17 protein-coding genes are annotated in these 21,221 nt (G+C 74.4%); 4 read left to right on the top strand and 13 right to left on the bottom strand.

Annotated elements, in window-relative coordinates:
• Nucleotides 1-63: 63 nt before the first annotated feature.
• The 7 genes from ACTWO6_RS08280 to pcaF form a co-directional block, all read right to left on the bottom strand.
• Nucleotides 64-1,656 carry an amino acid permease gene (locus ACTWO6_RS08280; protein WP_446219066.1) on the bottom strand — a complete coding sequence of 531 codons (1,593 nt, stop codon included), beginning with the start codon at nt 1,654-1,656 and terminating at the stop codon, nt 64-66.
• 306 nt (nt 1,657-1,962) lie between these two features.
• A complete protein-coding gene (locus tag ACTWO6_RS08275; protein ID WP_446219065.1) occupies nt 1,963-2,262 on the bottom strand; it encodes a hypothetical protein in 300 nt (99 codons plus the stop codon).
• On the bottom strand, nt 2,259-2,420 hold the full coding sequence (locus tag ACTWO6_RS08270) for a hypothetical protein (RefSeq protein ID WP_446219064.1): 162 nt from the start codon (nt 2,418-2,420) through the stop codon (nt 2,259-2,261). The genes ACTWO6_RS08275 and ACTWO6_RS08270 overlap by 4 nt, the downstream gene beginning before the upstream one ends.
• 38 nt (nt 2,421-2,458) lie before the next feature.
• Nucleotides 2,459-2,959: a DUF456 domain-containing protein gene (locus ACTWO6_RS08265; RefSeq protein ID WP_446219063.1), complete on the bottom strand. Its 501-nt coding sequence runs from the start codon at nt 2,957-2,959 to the stop codon at nt 2,459-2,461.
• A complete protein-coding gene (locus ACTWO6_RS08260) occupies nt 2,956-5,124 on the bottom strand; it encodes a putative bifunctional diguanylate cyclase/phosphodiesterase (RefSeq protein ID WP_446219062.1) in 2,169 nt (722 codons plus the stop codon). The genes ACTWO6_RS08265 and ACTWO6_RS08260 overlap by 4 nt, the downstream gene beginning before the upstream one ends.
• Before the next feature lie 6 nt (nt 5,125-5,130).
• Nucleotides 5,131-5,949, bottom strand: a complete 819-nt coding sequence (locus ACTWO6_RS08255) for an SAM-dependent methyltransferase (protein WP_446220588.1) — start codon at nt 5,947-5,949, stop codon at nt 5,131-5,133.
• Nucleotides 5,950-6,150: 201 nt separating this feature from the next.
• A complete protein-coding gene (pcaF, locus tag ACTWO6_RS08250; protein ID WP_446219061.1) occupies nt 6,151-7,356 on the bottom strand; it encodes a 3-oxoadipyl-CoA thiolase in 1,206 nt (401 codons plus the stop codon).
• A gap of 107 nt (nt 7,357-7,463) precedes the next feature.
• Between pcaF and ACTWO6_RS08245 the strand changes: the two genes are divergently transcribed.
• The 4 genes from ACTWO6_RS08245 (at nt 7,464) to ACTWO6_RS08230 (ending at nt 11,710) form a co-directional block, all read left to right on the top strand.
• The gene (locus ACTWO6_RS08245) at nt 7,464-8,429 is read left to right on the top strand and encodes a glutathione S-transferase family protein (RefSeq protein ID WP_446219060.1); all 966 of its coding nucleotides are present in this window, start codon (nt 7,464-7,466) and stop codon (nt 8,427-8,429) included.
• Nucleotides 8,422-9,081: a DUF998 domain-containing protein gene (locus tag ACTWO6_RS08240; RefSeq protein ID WP_446219059.1), complete on the top strand. Its 660-nt coding sequence runs from the start codon at nt 8,422-8,424 to the stop codon at nt 9,079-9,081. The genes ACTWO6_RS08245 and ACTWO6_RS08240 overlap by 8 nt, the downstream gene beginning before the upstream one ends.
• A 203-nt stretch (nt 9,082-9,284) precedes the next feature.
• Nucleotides 9,285-10,574: a dicarboxylate/amino acid:cation symporter gene (locus tag ACTWO6_RS08235; RefSeq protein ID WP_446220587.1), complete on the top strand. Its 1,290-nt coding sequence runs from the start codon at nt 9,285-9,287 to the stop codon at nt 10,572-10,574.
• A 68-nt stretch (nt 10,575-10,642) separates the two neighbouring features.
• Complete coding sequence (locus tag ACTWO6_RS08230) at nt 10,643-11,710, top strand: NADH:flavin oxidoreductase/NADH oxidase (RefSeq protein ID WP_446219058.1); 1,068 nt, start codon at nt 10,643-10,645, stop codon at nt 11,708-11,710.
• A 27-nt stretch (nt 11,711-11,737) separates the two neighbouring features.
• Here the strand turns inward: ACTWO6_RS08230 and ACTWO6_RS08225 are convergent, their stop codons facing one another.
• The 6 genes from ACTWO6_RS08225 to ACTWO6_RS08200 form a co-directional block, all read right to left on the bottom strand.
• Complete coding sequence (locus ACTWO6_RS08225) at nt 11,738-15,238, bottom strand: ATP-binding cassette domain-containing protein (RefSeq protein WP_446219057.1); 3,501 nt, start codon at nt 15,236-15,238, stop codon at nt 11,738-11,740.
• Between the two features lie 123 nt (nt 15,239-15,361).
• Complete coding sequence (locus ACTWO6_RS08220; RefSeq protein WP_446219056.1) at nt 15,362-15,955, bottom strand: TetR/AcrR family transcriptional regulator; 594 nt, start codon at nt 15,953-15,955, stop codon at nt 15,362-15,364.
• Nucleotides 15,956-16,026: 71 nt separating this feature from the next.
• Nucleotides 16,027-18,177: a YhgE/Pip family protein gene (locus ACTWO6_RS08215; protein WP_446219055.1), complete on the bottom strand. Its 2,151-nt coding sequence runs from the start codon at nt 18,175-18,177 to the stop codon at nt 16,027-16,029.
• Nucleotides 18,174-18,917 (bottom strand): ATP-binding cassette domain-containing protein, encoded by a 744-nt coding sequence (locus ACTWO6_RS08210; RefSeq protein ID WP_446219054.1) that lies wholly within the window; start codon nt 18,915-18,917, stop codon nt 18,174-18,176. The genes ACTWO6_RS08215 and ACTWO6_RS08210 overlap by 4 nt, the downstream gene beginning before the upstream one ends.
• Nucleotides 18,918-19,030: 113 nt before the next feature.
• Nucleotides 19,031-19,870 carry a GNAT family N-acetyltransferase gene (locus ACTWO6_RS08205; protein ID WP_130332977.1) on the bottom strand — a complete coding sequence of 280 codons (840 nt, stop codon included), beginning with the start codon at nt 19,868-19,870 and terminating at the stop codon, nt 19,031-19,033.
• Nucleotides 19,871-19,925: 55 nt separating this feature from the next.
• Nucleotides 19,926-21,152 carry an MFS transporter gene (locus ACTWO6_RS08200; RefSeq protein ID WP_446219052.1) on the bottom strand — a complete coding sequence of 409 codons (1,227 nt, stop codon included), beginning with the start codon at nt 21,150-21,152 and terminating at the stop codon, nt 19,926-19,928.
• Nucleotides 21,153-21,221: the final 69 nt, after the last annotated feature.

Genomic DNA, 21,221 nt, shown 5'->3' with positions numbered 1-21,221 from the left:
GTACCCCCGGGGTGGTGGACGCGGTCCGGGCCCGCCGGCGGCCGGCCGGCCCGGACCCGCGTCTCAGGCCGGCTCGTCGGCCCGGGCGCCGTCCGCCGCCGGGCGCGGCGCCGGCAGGTCGACGGTACGGCGGGGGCCGGTGAACCACTTTCGGGCCGAGGCGTACCACCAGACGGCGACGCCCAGCAGCACCCCGCCCACCGCGAGCGGCGCGTAGTTCACCGCCGACCAGCTGAAGTCGGGGTTGCCGGGCACCCCGGCGGGGACGATCGGCAGCACGAAGTAGACCGAGATGATCGCGATCTCGACCACCGCGATCCAGCCGAGGAGCTTGTACTTCGGGCCGAGCGTCCACGGTCCCGGGACGAACCGGTCCCCCATCCGCAGCCGCAGGAAGATCGGGATGAGGAAGGACAGGTAGAGCCCGATCACCGCGACCGAGACCACCGCGTAGAAGGCGACCGGGATGCCGGCCGAGTTCTTGTAGAGCGCGGGCAGGGTCAGCACCAGGCCGGCGACGGTCGCCCCGATGATCGCGTTGACCGGGGTGCCGTTGCGGTTCACCCGGGACCAGAGCCGCCAGCCGGGCACCGCGCGGTCGCGGCTGAACGCGTACGTCATGCGGGACATCGACGTCACGCAACTCATCCCGCAGAAGAACTGGCCGATGGTGGAGATGATGATGACCGCCTTGAAGAAGAACGGGGTCAGCGCGGTTTCGAAGATCGCCCCGGAGAACCCGCCGGCGGCGTTGATCGCGTCCACGTCGGTGGCGGCGAAGAGGAAGGCCAGCAGCAGGATCCAGCCGCCGATCGCCGAATAGAAGATCGACCGCCAGAGCCCGTTGGCGGCGGCCTGCGAGGCGCCGCGGGTCTCCTCGGAGACGTGCGCGCAGGCGTCGAAGCCGGTGATCGTGTACTGGGTGAGCAGGAAGCCCAGCGGCAGCACGTAGAACCAGAAGGTGAGCCCGCCGGTGTCGCCGTCGCCGAAGCCGGAGTTGTTGAACCGCTCGGTGAAGACGAACTGGAAGCTCTGGTGGTGGTCGGGGACGAACAGCAGGATCGCCACCACCACGGCCGCGCCGGCCACGTGCCACCAGACCGAGACGTTCTGCAGGACGTCGATGATGTGGTGGCCGAAGATGTTGATCAGCCCGTGCAGGGCCAGGATCACCACGAACAGCCCGAACGCCTGGGTCAGTGTCCCCGCCCAGCCGTCGAAGAGCGCGGACAGGGTGAGGTTGAGGAAGGTGGCGCAGCCGTAGTCCACCGACGCGGTGACCGCGACCAGGCCGATCAGGTTGAGCCAACCGGTGAACCAGCCGTGCACCGGCCGGCCCATCGTCGCCGCCCACCAGTAGATCCCGCCGGCGGTCGGGTACGCGGACACCAGCTCGGCCATGCAGAAGCCGATGATCAGGATGAACAGCGAGATCAGCGGCCAGCCCCAGGAGATGGCGACCGGCCCGCCGTTGTTCCACGCCTGGCCGAAGGTGGTGAAGCAGCCGGCCAGGATCGAGATGATCGAGAACGAGATGGCGAAGTTGGAGAAGCCGCTCCACTTGCGGTGCAGCTCCTGCCGGTAACCGAGTTCGGCGAGCCGTCGGGCGTCGTCGTCCATCGGTTGCTCGGCGGTCGGCGCGGGCGTCGTGGCCACTACACACCTCCTCGAGGTGAATCCCCGGTACGAGTGGGCAAAGTGTGGTCCCGTCGATCAAGGGGGTCAATACGACGGCCGTGGGAATCTCACCGCCGCCGCGGCTAATTCCGTTGCCGGTCCGGCCCTCCCGGCCGCATCCTTGACCCCGTGACGAGGCCCGATCGCGACGGGCCTACCGCCGGGCGCTCGGCAACGCCCGGTCCGCGACGGCGCGGGGTGCGCAACCTCTCTCTCACCCGTACGGCGATCCGTCGTACCTTCCGGGCACCCCGCGCCGCCGCACCACGCCACGCACCGTGAGCCCTACCGGGCCAGGCCCTCAATCCACTCGATCAAGCGGACGAGCGCCGCCTCGCATTCGAGGTAATCGAGTGCCGACTCATCGATTTCCTTCCACACCGCCCGATAGAGCTGATCCAGCGGACCGTGCCGCGCCAACTGACATCCCACTGAGTCCTCACCGAACTGAAGGCCGAGATCGAGAGCAGCCCCCAGGCAGTCCGCCGCCATTCCGGAGTGTGGGGCATAGAGAACCTCGCGCTCGCGGATCGCCTCGAGAGTCCCGGCGAAGTCGTAGAGCCCGCTCTCGTCTCCATCGGTCACCTCGGGCGAGTAGGCGTTGGGACCAGCCGATCCTCCACCGTCAGGAACCGGTCGGGGTCATCGCCACCCCAGAGGGTGTAGCCCGACAGGACGTCCAGATTCATGGCGACGATCCAGAGCGTCGTCTCTCCACTGAGCTCCTGCAGGCGGCTGCCCATCTGGAACCTCGAAGCCATCGACCCGATACCCTGCGGGGTCAGGTGAGCAGGAGGCCGGCGATCCAGAGGGCGGCGATCACCAGGCCGGCGAGGAACTCGACCAGCATGGACAGTCCGGCCGCCTTGAGCGCCTGCACGGTGGCCGGCCAGGCGAGCTGGTTGCTGCCCAGCCGCAGCCGCTCCGCCCCCCACACCCCGCCCACGAAGCCGATCACCAGGCCGACGACCGGGATGACGAAGAAGCCGACCAACCCCAGCAGGCCCCCGGCCAGCAGCGACGACGTCGGCACGCCGGTCCGTTTCAGGTTCCGCCCGGGCCAGAGGTACTTGACCACCGTGCCTCCGGCCGCGACCACGGTGGCGGCGGCGAGCACCGCCCAGCGGCCGGGCCCGGCCTCGCCGAAGAGCGCCCAGACCAGCACCCCGCCCCAGCACAGCGGTAGAGCCGGCAGCCCGGGCACCACCACCCCAGCCAGCCCGGCCAGGATGGCCAGCGCGGCCACCACCGAGACCACCGCCTGCGTGTCGCTCAGGCTCATGCCGCCTCCTCCCCGCCGGCGAGCCGGGCGCGGATCTGCGGGGCCGGGACCGGTGCGCCGAACCAGCGTCCCTGCCCGGTGTCGCAGCGCAGTGCCCGCAGCCGCTCGGCCTGCGCCTCGGTCTCCACCGCCTCGGCGGTGACCCAGAGCTCCAGCGCGTGCGCCAGCCGGACCAGCGCGTCGACGATCCGCTCGTCCCGGTGGTCGGCCGCGACGTCCGCCCCGTCGGCCCGGATCCCCTCGACGAACGGGCCGGCCAGCTTCAGGCAGTGGATCGGCAGCCGGCGCAGGTACGCGAGGTTGGAGTAACCGGTGCCGAAGTCGTCGATGGCGAGCCGGACGCCCAGGTCGGCCAGCTCCCGCAGGGACCGCAGCGGCTCCCCGGCGGTGCCCATCACCGCGCTCTCGGTCAGCTCCAGTTGCAGCAGCTCCGCCGGGAGCCCGGTCCGGCTCAGCGCCTCGGCCACCGTGTCCACGATCGCCGGGTCGTCGGCCTGCCGGGCGGCCAGGTTGACGCTGACCACCAGCCGCGCGTCCGGGTACGCCCGCCGCCAGCCCTCCGCGTCCCGGCACGCCTGCCGGAGCACCCAGGCGCCGAGCCGGACGATCAGCCCGGTCTCCTCGGCCAGCCCGATGAACCGGTCGGGCCCGATCAACCCCAGCTCCGGGTGCTGCCAGCGGACCAGCGCCTCCACCGCGAGCATCGTGCCGTCCAGCAGCGACACGATGGGCTGGTAGTGCAGCACGAACTCGCCCCGGTCCAGCGCGGCCGGCAGGCCGGCGGCCAGGGCCGAGCGGGCGATGTCGGCGGCGCTGCGCTCCGGGTCGTAGACCGCCCAGCGGCCGCGCCCCTCCGCCTTCGCCCAGTACAGCGTGGTGTCGGCGGCCTTCATCAGCTCCGAGACGTTGGTCTCCGCGGCCGGGCACTCCACGATGCCGATGCTCGCCGAGACGGCCAGCTGCTGGTCGCCGACGTGCACCGGGGCGGAGACCGCGGCCAGCGCCAGCTCGGCCACCTCCACCGCGTCGTCGAGGCCGCCGCCGGAGTCGACCAGGATGACGAACTCGTCGCCGCCCATCCGGGCGACCAGGTGGCCGCGCCCGGCGACGCAGTCGGCGAGCCGCCGGCTGATCACGGTCAGCAGCAGGTCACCGAGGTCGTGGCCGAGGCTGTCGTTGATCGCCTTGAAGCCGTCCAGGTCGAGGAAGCAGATGCCGACCCGCTGCTCCTCGCCGGCGGTGTCGAAGACCCCGCCCAGCGTCTCGAAGAAGAGCGTCCGGTTGGGCAGCCCGGTGAGCGGGTCGTGCAGCGCCTGGAAGCGGAGCCGCTGCTGGAGCTCGTACCGCTCGGTGATGTCCTCGATCATCTCGACGGTGAACCGGGGCCGGCCGTCGTCGTACCGGATCAGCGAGACGGCGAGGTCGGTCCAGACGACGCTGCCGTCCTTGCGGTGGTAGCGCTTCTCCACCCGGGCGCTGTCCGTCTTGCCCTCGATCAGCTCCTGGTACAGCTCCCACATGCCGGCCGCGTCGTCGGCGTGGAAGAGCGACGCCACGTTGATCTCGCGCAGCTCCTCCATGGGGTAGCCGAGCATGTCGGCGAAGGACTGGTTGACGTCGAGGATCCTGCCGTCGATGCCGGCGATGCCGATCCCGATCGCCGCCCCGGTGAATACCGCGCGGAACCGGGCCTCGCTGTCCCGCAGCGCCTGCTCGACCGCGTCCCGGGCCTGCCAGGCCGAGCGGGCGATCCGCTCCTGCTGGCTGAAGGTGCGGTCGCGCAGCGCGCGGGCGAAGCCGGCGGAGAGCCCGCCCTGCAACGCCGCCACCCGCTCCCGCTCCTCGGGCCGCTCCGCCCGGGCGGGCAGCACCCGGGCCACGAAGTGGTCGCCGAGCGCGCGTACCGACCAGTCGCGCACGCCGGGCTCGGTGAGGTGGGCCTCCACCAGCCCCCGCCCGACGTTCTCCGCCGCCTGCGCGGAGAACGTCGGGGCGAGGAGGGCATTGGCCAGCCGTACGGTGTGCACGATCAGCAGTCGCTCGGTCTCGACCGCGCTCAGCGGCACGAAACCGAGCCGGCGGACCGCCCGAGCCCACTCTGCGGCGTACGCCCGGGCGCCCGGCCGGCTGAAGTCCTCCCCGCCGGGCGCCGGCGCGGCGTACATGTCGGCTCAGCCGGCGGGCTGGTCGTGCCGGGCGACGCCGCCGAAGGCCCCGAGCCGCTCGGGGTGTTCGTCCACGTCGGACGGCGAGTCCGGCCGCCAGAGCGGCATGTGTACCACGCCCGGTTCGAGGATCGTCCAGTCGCCGAAGAAGGAGCTGATCTCGGCGCGTGAACGGAGCGTGATCTCGGTGTCGGTACGCGCCGACAGCCGCTGCGCGTCGAGCATCTCCTGCGGCTGGTCCTCGAAGGTGGAGTGCGAGATGACCAGGTGGCTGCCGGGCGCGGCGGCGGCCCGCAGGGTGGCCAGGATGTCCCCGGGGCGGCCGGCGTCCGGGATGAAGTGGACCACCCCGGCGAGCAGGATGCCGACCGGCCGGCCGAAGTCGATCAGGCCCGACTCCCGGGCCTCGGCGAGGATCCGGGCCGGCTCGCGCAGGTCGGCGTGGAGCACGGCGGTGAGGTCGTTGCCGGCGAGCAGCTCCCGGCTGTGCGCCACGGCGACCGGGTCGATGTCGACGTAGACGATCCGCGTCTTGGGGTCGGCCGCCTGGGCCACCTCGTGCACGTTGCCGACGGTCGGGATGCCGGAGCCGATGTCGAGGAACTGGTCGATGCCGGCGTCGAGGAGGGCCCGGACGGCCCGGCGCAGGAACTCCCGGCCCGAGCGCATGGTCGCCGCCAGGTTCGGGGTCATGCTCGCGATCTGCTCGGCGAGCTGCCGGTCGATCTCGAAGTTGTGCGCGCCACCGAGGAAGTAGTCGTACACCCGTGCCGCGCTCGGCCGGGTCAGATCGATCTCGGCGGGAAGTCCGTCCGGCATCTGCATCACGTCGCCCCAGTTCGTCGCCGCGGCGCGGGAGGCAGCGATGCCCGGGCGCGCGGGGGCACGCGGAAGCGACACCGGCCGACCCGCGGATCGTGTGGTGCTGACCACTCTAGGCGCGTCCGTCAATCGACGGGAGATCGACTTTTCGACACCGGCGGGCGATGGTCCGCCGCCCGGCGCGGGCGGCGGACCGGCCGCTGGTCAGGCGGCGGACTCCAGCAGCAGGGAGATGCCCTGCCCCACGCCGACGCACATGGTCGCGAGGGCCCGCCGGCCGCCCCGGCGACGCAGCTCCAGCGCGGCGGTGAGCGCCAGCCGGGCGCCGCTGGCCCCGAGCGGGTGGCCGAGGGCGATCGCGCCGCCGTTCGGGTTGACGTGCTCGGCGTCCTCGGGCAGGCCCAACTCCCGCAGCACCGCGACGGACTGGGCGGCGAACGCCTCGTTCAGCTCGATCACGTCGACGGCGTCGAGCCCCAGGCCGAGCCGGTCGAGCAGCTTGCGGGTGGCCGGCACCGGGCCCATCCCCATGACCCGCGGCGGTACGCCGGCCGCCGCCGCGCCGCTGATCCTGGCGAGGGGGGTGAGGCCGTACCGGGACACGGCGGCCTCGGAGGCGACCAGCAGGGCGACCGCGCCGTCGTTGACGCCGGAGGAGTTGCCCGCGGTGACCGTGCCGCCCTCGCGGAAGGGGGTGGGCAGCGCGGCGAGCTTCTCCAGCGAGGTCTCCCGCGGGTGCTCGTCGACCTCGACCAGCTTCGTCTCGCGACGCCCGGCCGGCACGGTCACCGGCACGATCTCCTCGGCGAACCGGCCGTCGGCCTGCGCCTTGGCGGCCCGCTGCTGGGACCGGAAGGCGAACTCGTCCTGGGCGATCCGGTCGACGCCGTGCTCGGCGGCGACGTTCTCCGCGGTCTCCGGCATCGAGTCGGTGCCCCAGCCCCGCTTCATCAGCGGGTTGACCAGCCGCCAGCCGATGGTGGTGTCGTAGACCTCGGCGGCGCGGGAGAACGGGGTGGTCGCCTTCGGCATGACGAAGGGGGCCCGGCTCATGCTCTCCACCCCGCCGGCGACCACCAGGTCGGCCTCGCCCGCAACGATGGAGCGGGCGGCGGTGGCCAGGGCGTCCAGGCCGGAGCCGCAGAGCCGGTTGACGGTGCTGCCCGGGACCTCCTCGGGCAGCCCGCCGAGCAGCGCCGCCATCCGGGCCACGTTGCGGTTGTCCTCGCCGGCCTGGTTGGCGCAGCCGAGGAGCACGTCGTCGGTCCGGGCCCAGTCCACCGCGGGGTGGCGGGCGACCAGTTCGCGGATCACGTGCGCGGCGAGGTCGTCGGGGCGTACGCCGGCTAGGGCGCCGGCGTACCGGCCGATCGGGGTGCGGACTCCGGCCACGAGGTATGCCACGGTCATCGGCGCTGTCCTTCGGGGGTGGGAAGGGGCTCGGGCAGCGGCGTCCGCCGGGTCACGGGGACGCCCGGCGCCAGGATATCCGCGTCCGGAGCGGATAGGTTGACGGCATGGCCCGGGCCCAGTTCAGCGCAGAGACAGCCGGCAGCGGGGAGTTCGTCCGCCAGCCCAACCGGTTCACCGGTCGGGTCACCCCGCACTCGACGTCCCCGCCCGGCGGCGGGCCGGACGAGCAGGACCGCTGGCCGCTGGAGGCCGGCCGCTATCGGCTGATCTGGTGCCGGGCGTGCCCGTGGGCGCACCGGGCCCGGATCGTGCGCGGCCTGCTCGGGCTGGCGGACGTCATCTCGCTGGGCACGGTCGACCCGATCCGGGACGAGCGGGGCTGGCGGTTCGCCCTCGACCCGGACGGCTTCGACCCGGTGCTCGGCATCGGCTTCCTCTCCGAGGCGTACCTGGCGACCGACGCGGACTACACCGGCCGCGTGACCGTGCCGGCGCTGGTGGACACGCTCACCGGTCGGGTGGTCACCAACGACTACCCGCAGCTCACCCTGGACTTCTCGACCGAATGGCGGCGGTTCCACAAGCCGGACGCCCCGGACCTGTATCCGGTGGAGCTCCGGCCGGAGCTGGACGCGCTGATGGCGGAGATCCACCGGGACGTCAACAACGGCGTCTACCGGTGCGGCTTCGCCACCTCGCAGGAGGCGTACGACGAGGCGTACCTCGCGCTCTTCGCCCGGCTGGACGCGCTGTCGGAGCGGCTGGCCGGCCGCCGCTACCTGATGGGCGACACCATCACCGAGGCGGACGTGCGGTTCTTCACCACGCTGGTCCGCTTCGACGTGGCGTACCACGGGCACTTCAAGTGCAATCGGCAGAAGCTGACCGAGATGCCGGTGCTCTGGGCGTACGCCCGGGACCTGTTCCAGACCCCGGGCTTCGGGGACACGGTCGACTTCGACCACATCAAGCGGCACTACTACGGCACGCACCGGGAGATCAACCCGACCGGGATCGTGCCGCTCGGGCCGGCCCTGTCCGGTTGGACCACGCCGCACGGGCGTGGCTGACCGGGGCCTGGGCCGGGTCGCCGCCGCGTCGGCCGCCGCCGGCTGCACCCTGGCGGGCGCGGTCGCGGTGACCGTCGCCGTGGTCGCCGGTCCGGGTCCGGGCCCCACCGGGTACGTCAGCGAGGCCGGCGTCACCGACAGCCGGTACGCCGCGGCGTACCGGATCGGGATCTTCGCCCTGGCCGCGGCGCTGCTGCTGCTCGCCGTGGCGCTGCCCACGGCACTGCGGGTGGCCGGGGCGCTGCTCGCCGCCGGCAGCGTCCTCACGCTGCTCTCCGGCGCGGTGACGTGCAGCGCCGGCTGCCCGCTGCCGCCGTTCGAGACGACCACCGTGGCCGACCTGGTGCACGGCGGCGCGAGCATCGCGGCGACCGCCTCGGTGGTCTTCGCGATGCTGGCCCTGCTCCGCTCCCCGGCCGCCGATCCGCCGCTGCGCTGGATCGCCGGCCTCGGCGCGGCGCTGGCGCTGCCGTGCTCCGCCGCGATCGCCGTGGCGATGCTGACCGTGGGGCGCGGCGGGCTGGTGGGTGTGCTGGAGCGGCTGCTGCTGGCGGTGGCGGCGTGCTGGGGGCTGGCCACCGCGACCGCGCTCGGCCTGGCCCGGGCGCCGACCGTGACGAACGGAGCACCGGGCCGGGAATCGGACGTGTAAGGATCGTCACGCCGATCACTCCTTCCACCTGTGGATCGGCTGGGAGTAGCGTCGGCAGGCGATGACCAACGTCTGGCACCTCACCGTGCGCCTGTATGTCGACCTCCGACTGCAGGCCAGCGGCGTCTGTCCGGCGCAGCCGCTCTCCTGACGCTGCCCCGTTCGACCCCCAGACCCTTGGACGCATCCTCATGGCTTCCGCCTTGCGCAAGATCCCCTTTTCCGTGCAGATCCTGCTCGGCCTCGTCCTCGGCGTGGCGCTGGGCTTCCTCGCCCGCGCCAACGACCTGAGCTGGCTGGCCAGCACCCTCGACACTGTCGGCGGCCTCTTCGTCCAGCTGCTCAAGCTGGCCGTCCCGCCGCTGGTCTTCACCGCCATCGTGGTCAGCGTGGTCAGCCTGCGCGGGGTGGCCAACGCCGCCCGGCTGGCGCTGAAGACGCTGCTCTGGTTCGGCATCACCGCGCTGATCGCGGTGAGCATCGGCATCGGCCTCGGCCTGCTCACCGACCCCGGCAAGGGGGTCACCCTGGACGTCGCCGGCGCCGCCGCGCCGAAGAAGACCGGCTCCTGGACCGACTTCCTCACCGGCATCGTGCCCACCAATCCGGTCGGCGCGTTCGTCGAGGGCAACGTGCTCCAGATCGTCTTCCTCGCCCTGGTGGTCGGCGCCGCCGCGCTGCTGGTCGGCCAGGCCGCCGAGCCGTTCGTCGAGTTCAACCGCTCCGTGCTGGCCATCGTGCAGAAGGCGCTCTGGTGGGTGATCCGGCTCGCCCCGATCGGCACCCTCGGCCTGATCGGCCACGCCGTCGCCGCGTACGGCTGGGACCTGGTCGCCCCGCTCGCGAAGTTCACCACCGCCGTCTACGTCGGCTGCGCGATCGTGCTCTTCGTGGTCTACCCGGTGCTGCTGATCGCCGCCGGCCGGCTCAACCCGCTGCGCTTCTTCGCCGGCGCCTGGCCGGCCATCGAGCTGGCCTTCGTCTCCCGCTCCTCGGTGGGCACCATGCCGGTGACCCAGCGCTCCGTCGAGCGGCTCGGCGTCCCCCGCGAGTACGCCTCCTTCGCGGTGCCGTTCGGCGCCACCACCAAGATGGACGGCTGCGCCGCGATCTACCCGGCCCTGGCCGCGATCTTCGTGGCGCAGGTCTTCGGGGTGGACCTGGGCGTGACCGACTACCTGCTGATCGCCTTCGTCTCGGTGGTCGGCTCGGCCGCCACCGCCGGCCTGACCGGTGCGATCGTGATGCTCACCCTGACCCTGAGCACGCTGGGCCTGCCGCTGGCCGGCGCCGGCCTGCTGCTGGCGATCGACCCGATCCTGGACATGATCCGCACCGCCACCAACGTGGCCGGTCAGGCGCTCGTGCCGACCATCGTGGCCGCCCGCGAGGGCACCCTCGACCGGGCCGCGTACGAGTCCGCCGGCAAGCGCGAGCTGGTCGACGCCGACGAGGCGCGGTCCGCCCAGGAGCTGGCTCCCGTCCCGGCCTGACATCCACCGACAGCGAGGAGGGCGCACCCCGCGCCCTCCTCGCTGTCGCGTTCGAGGAGGATCACCGCATGAGTGCCCTGTTCACCCCGCTCGCCCTGCGCGGCGTCACGCTGCCTAACCGGGTCGCGATGGCTCCGATGTGCCAGTACAGCGCCGGCCCGGACGGGCTGCCGACCGACTGGCACCGGGTCCACCTCGGCTCCCGCGCCGTCGGCGGCGCCGGTCTGATCGTCACCGAGGCCACCGCGGTCGTCCCCGAGGGCCGGATCAGCCCGCAGGACGTCGGCCTCTGGTCCGGCGCGCACGTCGACGCCTGGCGCCCGATCACCGCGTTCATCGCCGGGCAGGGCGCCGTGCCGGCCGTGCAGCTCGCGCACGCCGGGTTCAAGGCCGCCACGCACCGGCCGTGGGCCGAGCGGCGCGGCGGCGTGCCGGACGCCGAGGGCGGCTGGACCCCGGTCGGCCCGGGCAGCGAGCCGTTCCTGCCCGACTACCGCGAGCCGACCGCCCTGGACGAGGCCGGGATCGCGGGCGTGGTGGCCGCGTTCGCCACCGCCGCCGGCCGGGCGCTGGACGCCGGCTTCGCCGCGGTGGAGATCCACGCCGCGCACGGCTACCTGCTGCACGAGTTCCTCTCCCCGCTGACCAACCACCGGGACGACGGCTACGGCGGCGACCGCGCCGCTCGGATGCGGCTCACCCTGGAGGTGGCCCGGGCGGTCCGCGCCGCGGTCGGCGAGTCCGTGCCGGTGCTGACCCGGATCTCGGCCACCGACTGGGTCGAGGGTGGCTGGACCGTCGAGGACAGCGTGGTGCTCGCCGGCGAGCTGGCCGCCGCCGGGGTGGACCTGGTCGACGCCTCCTCCGGCGGCGCCTCCGCCGGGGCGAGCATCCCGGTCGGCCCCGGCTACCAGGTGCCGCTCGCCGCGCGGATCCGCCGCGACGCGAGCGTGCTCACCGGCGCGGTCGGCCTGATCGTCGAGCCGGAGCAGGCCGAGCAGATCGTCGCCGCCGGCGAGGCCGACCTGGTCCTGCTCGGCCGGGAGCTGCTCCGCGACCCCTACTGGCCCCGCCGCGCCGCCGCCAAGCTCACCGCCGAACCCCACTGGCCGCACCAGTACGCCCGCGCCTTCTGACCCCGCCCCGCCCGCCCCGCGGCGCGGTCAGCCGGCCAGGTGGGACCAGTGGGGTTCCAGGTCGCGCCAGGGGCCCTGGGCGGCGACCGTGCCGTCGCGCAGGACGACCACGTGGTCCGCGCGGACCAGCGCGGCCCGCTTGGACGTCGACCCGACCACGGTCACCCCGCGATCGCGCAGCGCCGCCCAGAGCGCCAGCTCGGTCGTGACGTCCAGCGCCGACGAGACGTCGTCGGCGATCAGCAGCTCGGTGCGCGGCGCGAGCGCCCGGGCCAGCGCCAGTCGCTGGAGCTGCCCGCCGGAGAGCCGGGTGCCCTTGTGCCCGATCAGCAGCCCCAGCCCGCCACCGGCCGCGGCCAGGTCGTGCTCCAGCTGCGCCGTCGTCACCGCGTCGGCGGCGTCCACCTGGTGGCCGAGGGCGATGTTGTCGGCGACCGTGCCGGAGAGCACCCGGGGCAGCTGACTGACGTACCCGACCTGGCCGGGGCGGAGGAACAGCTCCGGCTCGGTGACCGGATCCTCGTTCCAGCGCAGCGTGCCGGTGTGGTGCACGATGCCGGCGAGGGCCCGCAGCAGCGAGGACTTGCCGGAGCCGACCGGGCCCACCACCAGCACCAGCTGCCCCCGTTCGACGGTCAGGTCGACGTCCCGGACGGCGAGGGTGCCGTCGGTGTGCAGCGCCCCGAAGCCGGTGAGGTCGAGCCGGCGCAGCGGGTGGCGCGGCGGCGGCTCGGGCGCGGGCGCGGTGCCGGCGGCGAGGTCGACGCCCGGCACCGACGCCGAGTACTCCCCGATCCCGGCCATCGCCACGGTCCGCCGGGTCCACACCCGCGCCGACGGGTAGTGCGAGACCAGCGAGGCGGTGGTCCAGGCGAACCAGCGGGCCGCCCCCAGGGTGGAGACCGCCACCAGGGTGGCGCCGGCGGAGAGCCCGCCGGCCAGGTAGAGCGCCCACGCGCCGATCGGCAGCAGGCCGCTGACCAGCGACGGGGTGGACCGGGCCCACACCTGCATGGAGATCTCCCGGCGCTGCCGGTCGCTGCGGACGGTGTCCAGCGCCGCCAGGTGGTGCAGCACCGGGCGGGTGGCTCCGGCGAGCTTCACCGTGCGGGCGGCGGAGAGCGAGGAGACCAGGGCGGTCGCGAAGGCGGCCCGGGCCTTCACGGTGCCCCCGGCGGTGCGTTCCAGCCGCGGCCCGAACAGCGTCGCCGCCAGCCCGGAGACCAGCATCGTCCCGGCGAAGAAGAGCCCCGGCACGACGCTGCCGGTCACCACGGTCATGGTGACCACGATCGCCACCGAGATGAACTGGTCCATCAGGTTGTCGGCGAGCTGCACCACCCGGTCGGTGTCGCCGCCCTGGGCCACCACCTCGGCCGGAGTGTGCCCGCTGACCCGGCGCGGCCCGGTCTGCCCGTGCACCAGCCGCAGGCTGATCCGCAGCATCTGCCGGATCCACCACTGCGGGAACCACAGGTTGGTCAGGTAAGGCAGCGGCAGGACGACCAGCAGCGCGGCGACGATGCCCAGCGCCGGCAGCCAGGGGTCGCCCCCGCCGACCACGTCGGCCCAGAGCCACGGCAGCACCGAGCCGTCCAGGCCGAGCAGCGTCATCACCACGAAGAGGCTGACGGAGACCAGGCCGTACCGCGGGTCGTTGGTGCCCAGCCGCAGGATCTCCCGCATGGTCCGCGCGGGCGGCGCCGGGGGCAGCGGCGGCGGGTCGCTCTTCGGTACGACCACCGGGGCCGGCCGGGCGGCCCCGGCCGGCGCGGACACCGGCTCGCCGTCGTCCCACGGCTCGTCGGACCCGGGCAGCAGGTCCACCCCGCCGCGCCCGGCGCCGGCGGCGGCGTACGCGCTGGCGTGGCTGGTCGCCAGCAGCTCGGCGAAGCGCTCCGACTCGCGCAGCGGGCCGGCCTCCAGCACCGCGCCGTCGGCCATCACCACCACCTCGTCGCAGCGGCGCACCGAGGAGAGCCGGTGCGCGATGATGATGCCGATCCGGTCGGCGAGCAGGCGCTCGGTGGCCTGGCGGACCCGGGTCTCGGTGACCGGGTCGAGCCGGGCGGTGGCCTCGTCGAGGATCACCACGTGCGGGTCGCGGACCAGGATCCGGGCGAACGCCACGAGCTGCTCCTGCCCGGCGGAGAGGACGTGCCCGCCCTCGCCGAGCTTCGTGTCCACGCCGTCGGGGAGTTCGGCGATCCAGCCGGCCAGCCCCAGCTCCGCCAGCGCCCGGGTGGCGTCGTCGAGCAGGTCGGAGTCGAAGAGGGCGACGTTCTCGGCGAGGGTGCCGGCCAGGATCTCGGTGCGCTGCGGCACCACGGCGATCCACCGGCGCAGCGCCTCGACGTCCAGGTCGACCAGGTCGGTGTCGCCGAGGAAGACGGTGCCGCGCGGCACGTCCACGGCCCGGGTGAGCACCTTGGCCAGCGTGGACTTGCCCGACCCGGTCCGCCCGACCAGGGCGTACGACCGGCCGCGGGCGAAGGTGAGCCGGATGTCGCACAGCGCCGGCCCCCGCTCGTCCCCGCCGGACGGGTACCGGAAGGTGAGCCCGCGGACGGTCAGGTCGCCGTCGGCCGGGGCGGCGCCGCCGGCGGGTTCCTGCCGGGCGCCGGAGAGCAGCTGCACCCGGGCCCAGGCGCCGAGCGCGTACTGCAGGTGCGGCACCCAGCGGGCGATGTGCTCGACGGTCGCGCCGAAGGCGAGCGCGAGCAGCCAGATCGCGGTGAGCCGGGCGCCGTCGATCCGGCCGGCGGCCAGCGCCCACGCCCCGCCGAGCACCACGCCGGCGATGCCGACCCGGATGCACCCGGCGGCGAGCGCGGTGACCCGGGCGGAGAGCCGGAAGACCCGGCCGCCCCGGGCGATCACCTCGGCCGCCCGCCGGGCGTAGAGCCGCAGCACGTACGGCCGGGCCAGGCTGGTGCGGACGTCGTCCTGGCCGTGCACCGCCTCCTCCATCACCGCGGCGAGGTCGGACCAGGCCTCCTCCTCGGCCATCCGGGCCGGGGCGATCCGCGCGGTGGGGCGGCGCAGCAGCACGCCGAGCAGCGCGGTCAGCACGACCATCCCGATCCCGGCCGGCCACCAGACGATCAGCGCGCTCGCGGTGGCGAGCAGGCAGACGGCGAGCCCCTGGACGAGCCGGACGCCGGTGTTCCGCATCTCGGCGGCGACCTGGTAGACGTCGTTGTCGATCCGGTCGAGCAGCTCGCCGACGGGGGTGGTCTCCAGGGTGGGCAGGTCCTGCCCGAGCGCCACCCGGCAGAGCCGGCGGCGGACGTCGGCGGACCAGTCGGCGGTCAGCCCGGCCATCAGCAGCCCGACGGCGAGGTCGGTGAGCACGGCGGCGACCAGCGCCACGGCCAGGGCCGCGAACCAGCCCGCCGAGCGGTGCACCAGCACGGGCCCGGCCAGCGCCGAGGCGGCGGCCTGGCCACCGGCGCCGACCAGGATCAGCAGGACGACGACCGCCATCCGGCGCGGTGCGGTGGCCCAGAGATCACGGAGCAGGCGCATGTGGACGGTCCTCCGGACTCGGGTGGGCGGGGCGGTGCCCCCAGCCTTGTCGTCCGACCGCGACCGCTCAACGCATTTACCGCGCCCCGCTCCGTGACGGCGACCACCGGCCGCCGCCCGCGCTCAGGTCTGGGCGACCCGGCGGACGATGCCGAGCAGCGCCTCCTGCACGTCCTCGATCGGCCGCTCCGGCTGGAAGACCAGCCAGTCCACGGCCACCACCAGCCCGACGCCGAACAGCGCTGAGCTGGCCGTCCGGACGTCCAGGTCGGCGGGGAGGTCGCCGCTGGCCACCCCGGCCCGGACGGTCTCGGCGATCACCTCGATCGCCTCGCCGCGCAGCAGCCGCAGGGTCTGCTGCCACTCCCGGTTGGTCCGCCACATCTCCGAGAGCAGCAGCTGGGCGAAGGCCCGGTACCGGCGGATGTACTCCAGCTCGGCGCGGACCAGGGCGGCGAGCGCCTCGCGCGGCGGCAGCCCGCCCGCCGCGGCGCGGAAGTCGGCGGTGAGCAGCCCGATGCCGTGCCGCAGCAGCTCCTCGAAGAGCACCGTCTTGGACTCGAAGTTGTAGTAGACGGTCCCCTTCGCCACTCCGGCGCGGGCCGCGATGTCGTCGACGGTGGTCGCCGAGAAGCCCCGCTCGGCGATGAGCTCCACCGCCGCCACGAAGAGGCGCTGGCGGGTGTCCTCCCGCCGCCGCGACCGTCCGTCCGTCACTCGTCCTCCCCGTCGACAACCCCGGCCCGTGCCGGAGCCCCGCGTCACCGCCGTCCGGCCCATGAGCATCCTCACATGGCCAGTTCGGGGTGCAGCTTGGCCGGGGTGAGCCGGCGGGAGCGGCGCGTCGCGCCGATGGTGAGCACCAGGGCGCCCACCCCGAACGCGACGAGCACGAGCGCCCCGGTGAGCACCGGTCCGGCCGGCCCGCCGTTGATGGTGTGCCGGAGCCCGGCCACCACGTACGTCATCGGCAGCCACGGGTGGATCGCCTGGAAGAAGCCGGGCGAGGTCTGCACCGGGTAGGTGCCGCCGGAGGAGGTGAGCTGGAGCATCAGCAGGGCCAGCGCGGCGAGCCGGCCGGCCGGGCCGAGCGCCGCGCCGAGCAGCTGCATGATCGCGGTGAAGGCGAGCGAGGTCAGCGCCAGCAGGCCGAGGGTGGCCGCCCCGTGCACCGGGTCGAGGCCGAGCACCAGGGTGACCACGGCGAAGAGCACCCCGGCCTGGGCCAGCCCGATCGCCGCGGCGGGCAGCCAGCCGGCGAGCGCGACCCGCCAGCCGGGCGCGCCGGACATCACGTGCCGCCGGTTGACCGGCCGCAGCAGCATGTACGTGATCATCGCGCCGACCCAGAGCGCCAGGGCGAGGAAGTACGGGGCGAAGCCCACGCCGTACGAGTCGGCCGGGTGCTGCGAGTTGCGGATCAGCCCGACGGGGTCGCCGAGGATGTCGGCGCGGCTCTCCGCGTCGTCGTACCCGGGCAGTTTCTTCTCCCCGGCGGCGAGCCCGTCGGCGAGGTCGCCGGCGCCGCCCTCCAGCCTGGTCAGCCCGTCGGCGAGCCGGTCGCTGCCGCTGCTGAGCTGGGCCAGCCCGCCGTCGAGCTGACGGGCGCCGGTGGCGAGCCGGTACAGCCCGCCGCGGAGCTGGTCCGCGCCGTCCGCCGCGCCGCCCAGCCCGTCGCGCAGCCTGGCGCTGCCGTCGGCGAGGGTGGTGAGCCCGCTGGCGAGCTGGTCGACCTTGGCCCGGGCGCCGGCGACGTCGTCGGCGAGGTGCGGCGCGGCGGCGGCGACCTCGCGGGCGGTCGCGGCGACCTCGGTCATCTGCTCCTTCAGCCCGGCCAGGTCGGTCTTGTCGAGGGTGGCGACGACCGCCCCGGCGGCGGTGACGGCCTTGTCGGCGGCCTGCCGGGCGGCGACCAGGTTCGGGTCGTCGGCCAGCTCGGGGTGGGCCTCCACCAGCGCGTCCAGGCGGTCGCGGACCTGCTCCGCCTGGGTCACCACGTCGTCCGCCTTCGCCGGCAGCGCGTCGATGCCGTCGGCGAGCGCCTGCGCGCCCTCGTGGACGAGGGTGGCGGCCCGCCCGATCTCCTCGGCGTTGTCCCGCAGCAGCGGCTCGTACCTGTCGGCGGCCGCGTCCACCTGGGCGGCGGCGGCCCGGGTCTCGGTCGCCGCGCGGTTGGTGCCGTCGGCGAGCTGCGCCGCGCCGGTGTAGAGCTGGTCGAGCCCGGAGGCCAGCTTCGCCGCGCCCTGCACGGACGTGTCGAGGCCGGCCGCGAGCTGCCCGGCGCCGTTCTCCGAGGCGTCCAGCCCGTCGGCGATCTTCCCGGCGCCGTCCCCGGAGGCGCCGAGCCCGTCGTGGATCTTCCCGGCGCCGTCGGCGGCCCGGCCGGTCTCGGCCTTGGCGTCGGTGAACCCGATCAGCATCTTGTCGAAGTACGACGCGGCGGTGCTCTCCGCGGCGGCGGCCCGGATCTCGCTGAACGCGGAGCGGGCGAGCAGCCCGGAGAGGTAGTTGGTGGCGTCGTCGTTGACCACCTTCAGCTCGCCCCGGCGGGCCGGCTGGTCCGGCTCGGGGCTGGCCGCCAGGGTGGCGGAGAAGTCCGCCGGGATGGAGAAGACCAGGTGGTAGCGGCCGCTGCGCAGGCCGGCGGCGGCGTCGTCGGAGTCGGTGACGGTCCAGCCGAAGACCCGGCGGTCGATCAGCTCGTCGGTGAGGTCCCGGCCGGCGTGCACCTCGGTGCCGTCGCTCGCCTTCGCCGGCCGGTCGGCGTTGACCAGGGCGACGGGGATCCGGTCCAGGTTCCCGTACGGGTCCCAGAAGGCGTAGAGGTAGAGGGCGCCGTAGAGCAGCGGGATGACGGTGAGGACGGCGAGCGCGGCGCGCGGCAGCCGGCCCCGGGTCATCCGGCGCAGCTCGAAGAGCGCAAGACGAACGACACTCATGCGGTCACCTCGGGGGTCTGGTCCTGGGCCGCCCGGGGGGCGACGAGGGCGGCCGGGGGCAGGGTCAGCTCGGTACGGGCGGGCAGGGTCGGGTCGCCGATCCGGTGGGTGATCGCGGTGCTGCCGGGCTCGACGGCGCGGGCGCTGACGATCACGGCGTACCCCTGGTCGGCGAGGCGGGCCAGGGCGGCCCACATCCACTGCCGCTCGGGGGCGTCGGAGCCGGCGTCCACGTCGTCGGCGACGATCAGGTTGGGGCCGCTCAGGCTGGCCAGCACCAGGCCGAGCACCTGCCGCTCGACGGGGGTGAGGTCGCGGCCGTACCGGTCGGGGTCGAGCGGGGTGTCGGTGGAGCCGGCGCCGGCGATGGCGGCGGCGAAGGCGTCCCGCCGGTACGCCCGGCGGGCGCGGACGGCGGCGACCGGCACGAGCTGCCGGCGGCGGCGCGGCACCGGCCCGAGCAGCAGCAGCCGCTCCTGGATGTGCTCGGCCACGGTCAGCGTCGGGTCGGGCTCGTGCACCCCGGCGACCTGGCCGAGCGCGGCCGGGCCGCGCCGGCGCAGCTCCCCGTCGGTGTGCGGGAAGCGGCCGGCCAGGGCGAGCAGCAGGGAGGTACGTCCGCTGCCGGGCGGCCCGGTCACCGCGTGCAGCTCGCCGGCCTCGGCGGTGAGGTCGACGTCCCGGTACACCCAGCCCCGGCGGGTCCGCAGACCCAGCCCGCTGGCTTCGACGATCTTCATCGCCCATCCCGACTTTCATTGAACTGACCAGTCAGTACAAAAACATGGTCAGCATAACGCCGTACGTCCGGTTCGGCGCACTTCAGCGGAGCGTGATCCCGGCCATGCCCGGCTCAGAAGAGCACGGTGGCGAGCGTGCCGACCGGCCGGAAGCCGCAGCGTTCGTAGACCCGACGGGCCGGCAGGTTGAAGTCGTTGACGTAGAGGCTGACCGTCGGCGCGACCCGGACCAGCGCGTCCCGGACCACCGCCGCCATCGCCGCCGTCGCGATCCCCCGACCCCGCCACTCCGGCGCCACCCAGACCCCCTGGACCTGGGCGGTGCGCCGGGTCACCACGGCCAGCTCGGCCTTGAAGACCACCTTGCCGTCGACGAACCGGGCGTACGCGCGGCCCGCGCGGACCAGGTCGGCCACCCGCCGCCGGTAGCCACGCCCGCCGTCCTCGGCCAGCGGCGAGACCCCGACCTCCTCGGTGTACATCGCCACCGCCGCCGGGAAGAGCCGGTCGATCTCACCGCCGCGCACCTGCCGCACCTCCGGGTCGGCCGCCACCGTCGGCAGCGCGTCCGTGGCCAGCAGCGGCTGGTTGGGGCGTACGTCCCGGGCCGGCCCCCACTGCCCGGAGAGGCGGTCCCAGAGGCCGAGCACGGCGTCGGCCCGCCCGACGATCGACGAGCAGATCCGCTCCTCGGTGCCGAGCTGGTCGGCGAAGGCGGCGACCGCCGACTCGGTGGCGAGCACCGGGGTCAGGTTGCCGCCCAGCCAGCAGATCGACTCGAGGCTGCGCCGGGCGCCGTAGCCCAGGATCCGGCCGTCGGCCCGCCACCAGGCCAGCCCGCGCGCGGCCACCCGCTCGGCCACCTGCGCGCCCGCGAACGGGTCGAGGTCGAGCAGCCGCTCGACCGCGCGGCGCTCCGACTCCCCCAGTTGGCGTACCGGCACCGTCAGCACGGCTACCAGCCTGCCAGATCGGCCCCCGGGCGCGCCGGCCGACCTGATGACCGGGTCAGCCAACCGGGACCGGCGCGGGCGCCGGCTCGGCCGGGCGGGACCGCCGCGCCCACGCCACGACGGGCGGCACCAGCAGCCCGAGCAGAAGGAAGAGCGCGCCCAGCAGCAGCCAGCCGGGCACCCCCCACCCGACCGCCAGGGTGGTCACCACCACCGGCGCGATCATCCCGCCGAGCTGCATGCCCATCCCGTACGCCCCCTGGTACTGCCCCTGGGCGTGGGCCGGGGCCAGGCCGAAGGAGATCCCCCAGCCCGCCGCCGCGTGCCACAGCTCGCCGATGACGTGCACGAACGCCCCGGCCAGCAGCAGCGCCACCGCAGCCGGGGTCGACACGCCCCCGCTCACGGCGAAGAGCCCGCAGGCGACCGCGATGACCGCGCCGGCCCGGCGGGCGGCGCGGGCCGCCCCGGCCAGGTCCTCGGTGCCGCGCGAGGCGCGCACCTGGAAGAGCACCACGATGACGGTGTTGACCAGCATGCAGCCCGAGACGAGCCAGTCCGGGGCGGTGGTGTGGTCGGCGATCCAGAGCGGCAGGGCGATGTTGATCAGTCCGAAGTGCATCGAGAGCAGCCCGTCGAGGACCGTGAAGGCCAGGAACGGGCGGTCCCGCAGGGCGATCAGCCGCGGGCCGTGCGTGGGCGCGGGGACCGGCGGGACGGCCGGCAGCCGGAGCAGGATCGCCGCCGCGACCAGGTACGTCACGCAGTCGAGCAGGATCAGGGCCACGTACCCGGCCCGAGTGTCCGCGGCGAGGCCGAAGCCGGCGACGACGGCGCCGACCGAGATGCCGACGTTGGTGACGGCGCGCAGCCAGGCCCGGGTACGCACCCGCTGGTCGGCGGGGACGGCCCCGGCGATCAGGGCGCCCCGGGCGCCCCGGCTCGCCGCGTCGGCGATCGCCATCAGCATCCCGACGACGAGGAAGGTCGGGAAGGACCGGACGGCGATCAGGGCGGCGGTGCAGCCGGCGGAGGCGAGCAGCGCGGTGAGCTGGATGCCGCGCGGGCCGTACCGGTCGGCGAGGTAGCCCATCGGGGTGCTGGCCACCAGGCTGACCAGCGCGGTGATGGTGAGGCCGAGGCCGACCTGGGCCACGGTCAGGCCGACCGAGCGGGTCAGGAAGAGCGCGCTGACGGTCAGCCAGGTGCCCCGGCCGACGGTGTTGACCAGGGTGGAGAGGGCGAGGGTCCGGGCCGGGCCCGGTTCGGGAAGCAGGCGCACGCCGGGATCCTAGCAAGACGTACGTACGGTTTTCAGTTCCGCCCCCGGATTCGTCTTGTCGCCGATGCG

This window comes from Micromonospora sp. IBHARD004 (assembly GCF_052814115.1).
Note: the sequence above shows the minus strand (reverse complement) of the source record. Positions and strands in the feature narration are given on the sequence as shown.

Excerpts from the sequence above, each read along its gene's own strand:
- ACTWO6_RS08270 (WP_446219064.1), bottom strand. The coding sequence starts at position 2,420 with ATGGGCAGCCGCCTGCAGGAGCTCAGTGGAGAGACGACGCTCTGGATC.
- ACTWO6_RS08265 (WP_446219063.1), bottom strand. The coding sequence starts at position 2,959 with ATGAGCCTGAGCGACACGCAGGCGGTGGTCTCGGTGGTGGCCGCGCTG.
- ACTWO6_RS08260 (WP_446219062.1), bottom strand. The coding sequence starts at position 5,124 with ATGTACGCCGCGCCGGCGCCCGGCGGGGAGGACTTCAGCCGGCCGGGC.
- ACTWO6_RS08255 (WP_446220588.1), bottom strand. The coding sequence starts at position 5,949 with ATGCAGATGCCGGACGGACTTCCCGCCGAGATCGATCTGACCCGGCCG.
- pcaF (WP_446219061.1), bottom strand. The coding sequence starts at position 7,356 with ATGACCGTGGCATACCTCGTGGCCGGAGTCCGCACCCCGATCGGCCGG.
- ACTWO6_RS08245 (WP_446219060.1), top strand. The coding sequence starts at position 7,464 with ATGGCCCGGGCCCAGTTCAGCGCAGAGACAGCCGGCAGCGGGGAGTTC.
- ACTWO6_RS08230 (WP_446219058.1), top strand. The coding sequence starts at position 10,643 with ATGAGTGCCCTGTTCACCCCGCTCGCCCTGCGCGGCGTCACGCTGCCT.
- ACTWO6_RS08225 (WP_446219057.1), bottom strand. The coding sequence starts at position 15,238 with ATGCGCCTGCTCCGTGATCTCTGGGCCACCGCACCGCGCCGGATGGCG.
- ACTWO6_RS08215 (WP_446219055.1), bottom strand. The coding sequence starts at position 18,177 with ATGAGTGTCGTTCGTCTTGCGCTCTTCGAGCTGCGCCGGATGACCCGG.
- ACTWO6_RS08210 (WP_446219054.1), bottom strand. The coding sequence starts at position 18,917 with ATGAAGATCGTCGAAGCCAGCGGGCTGGGTCTGCGGACCCGCCGGGGC.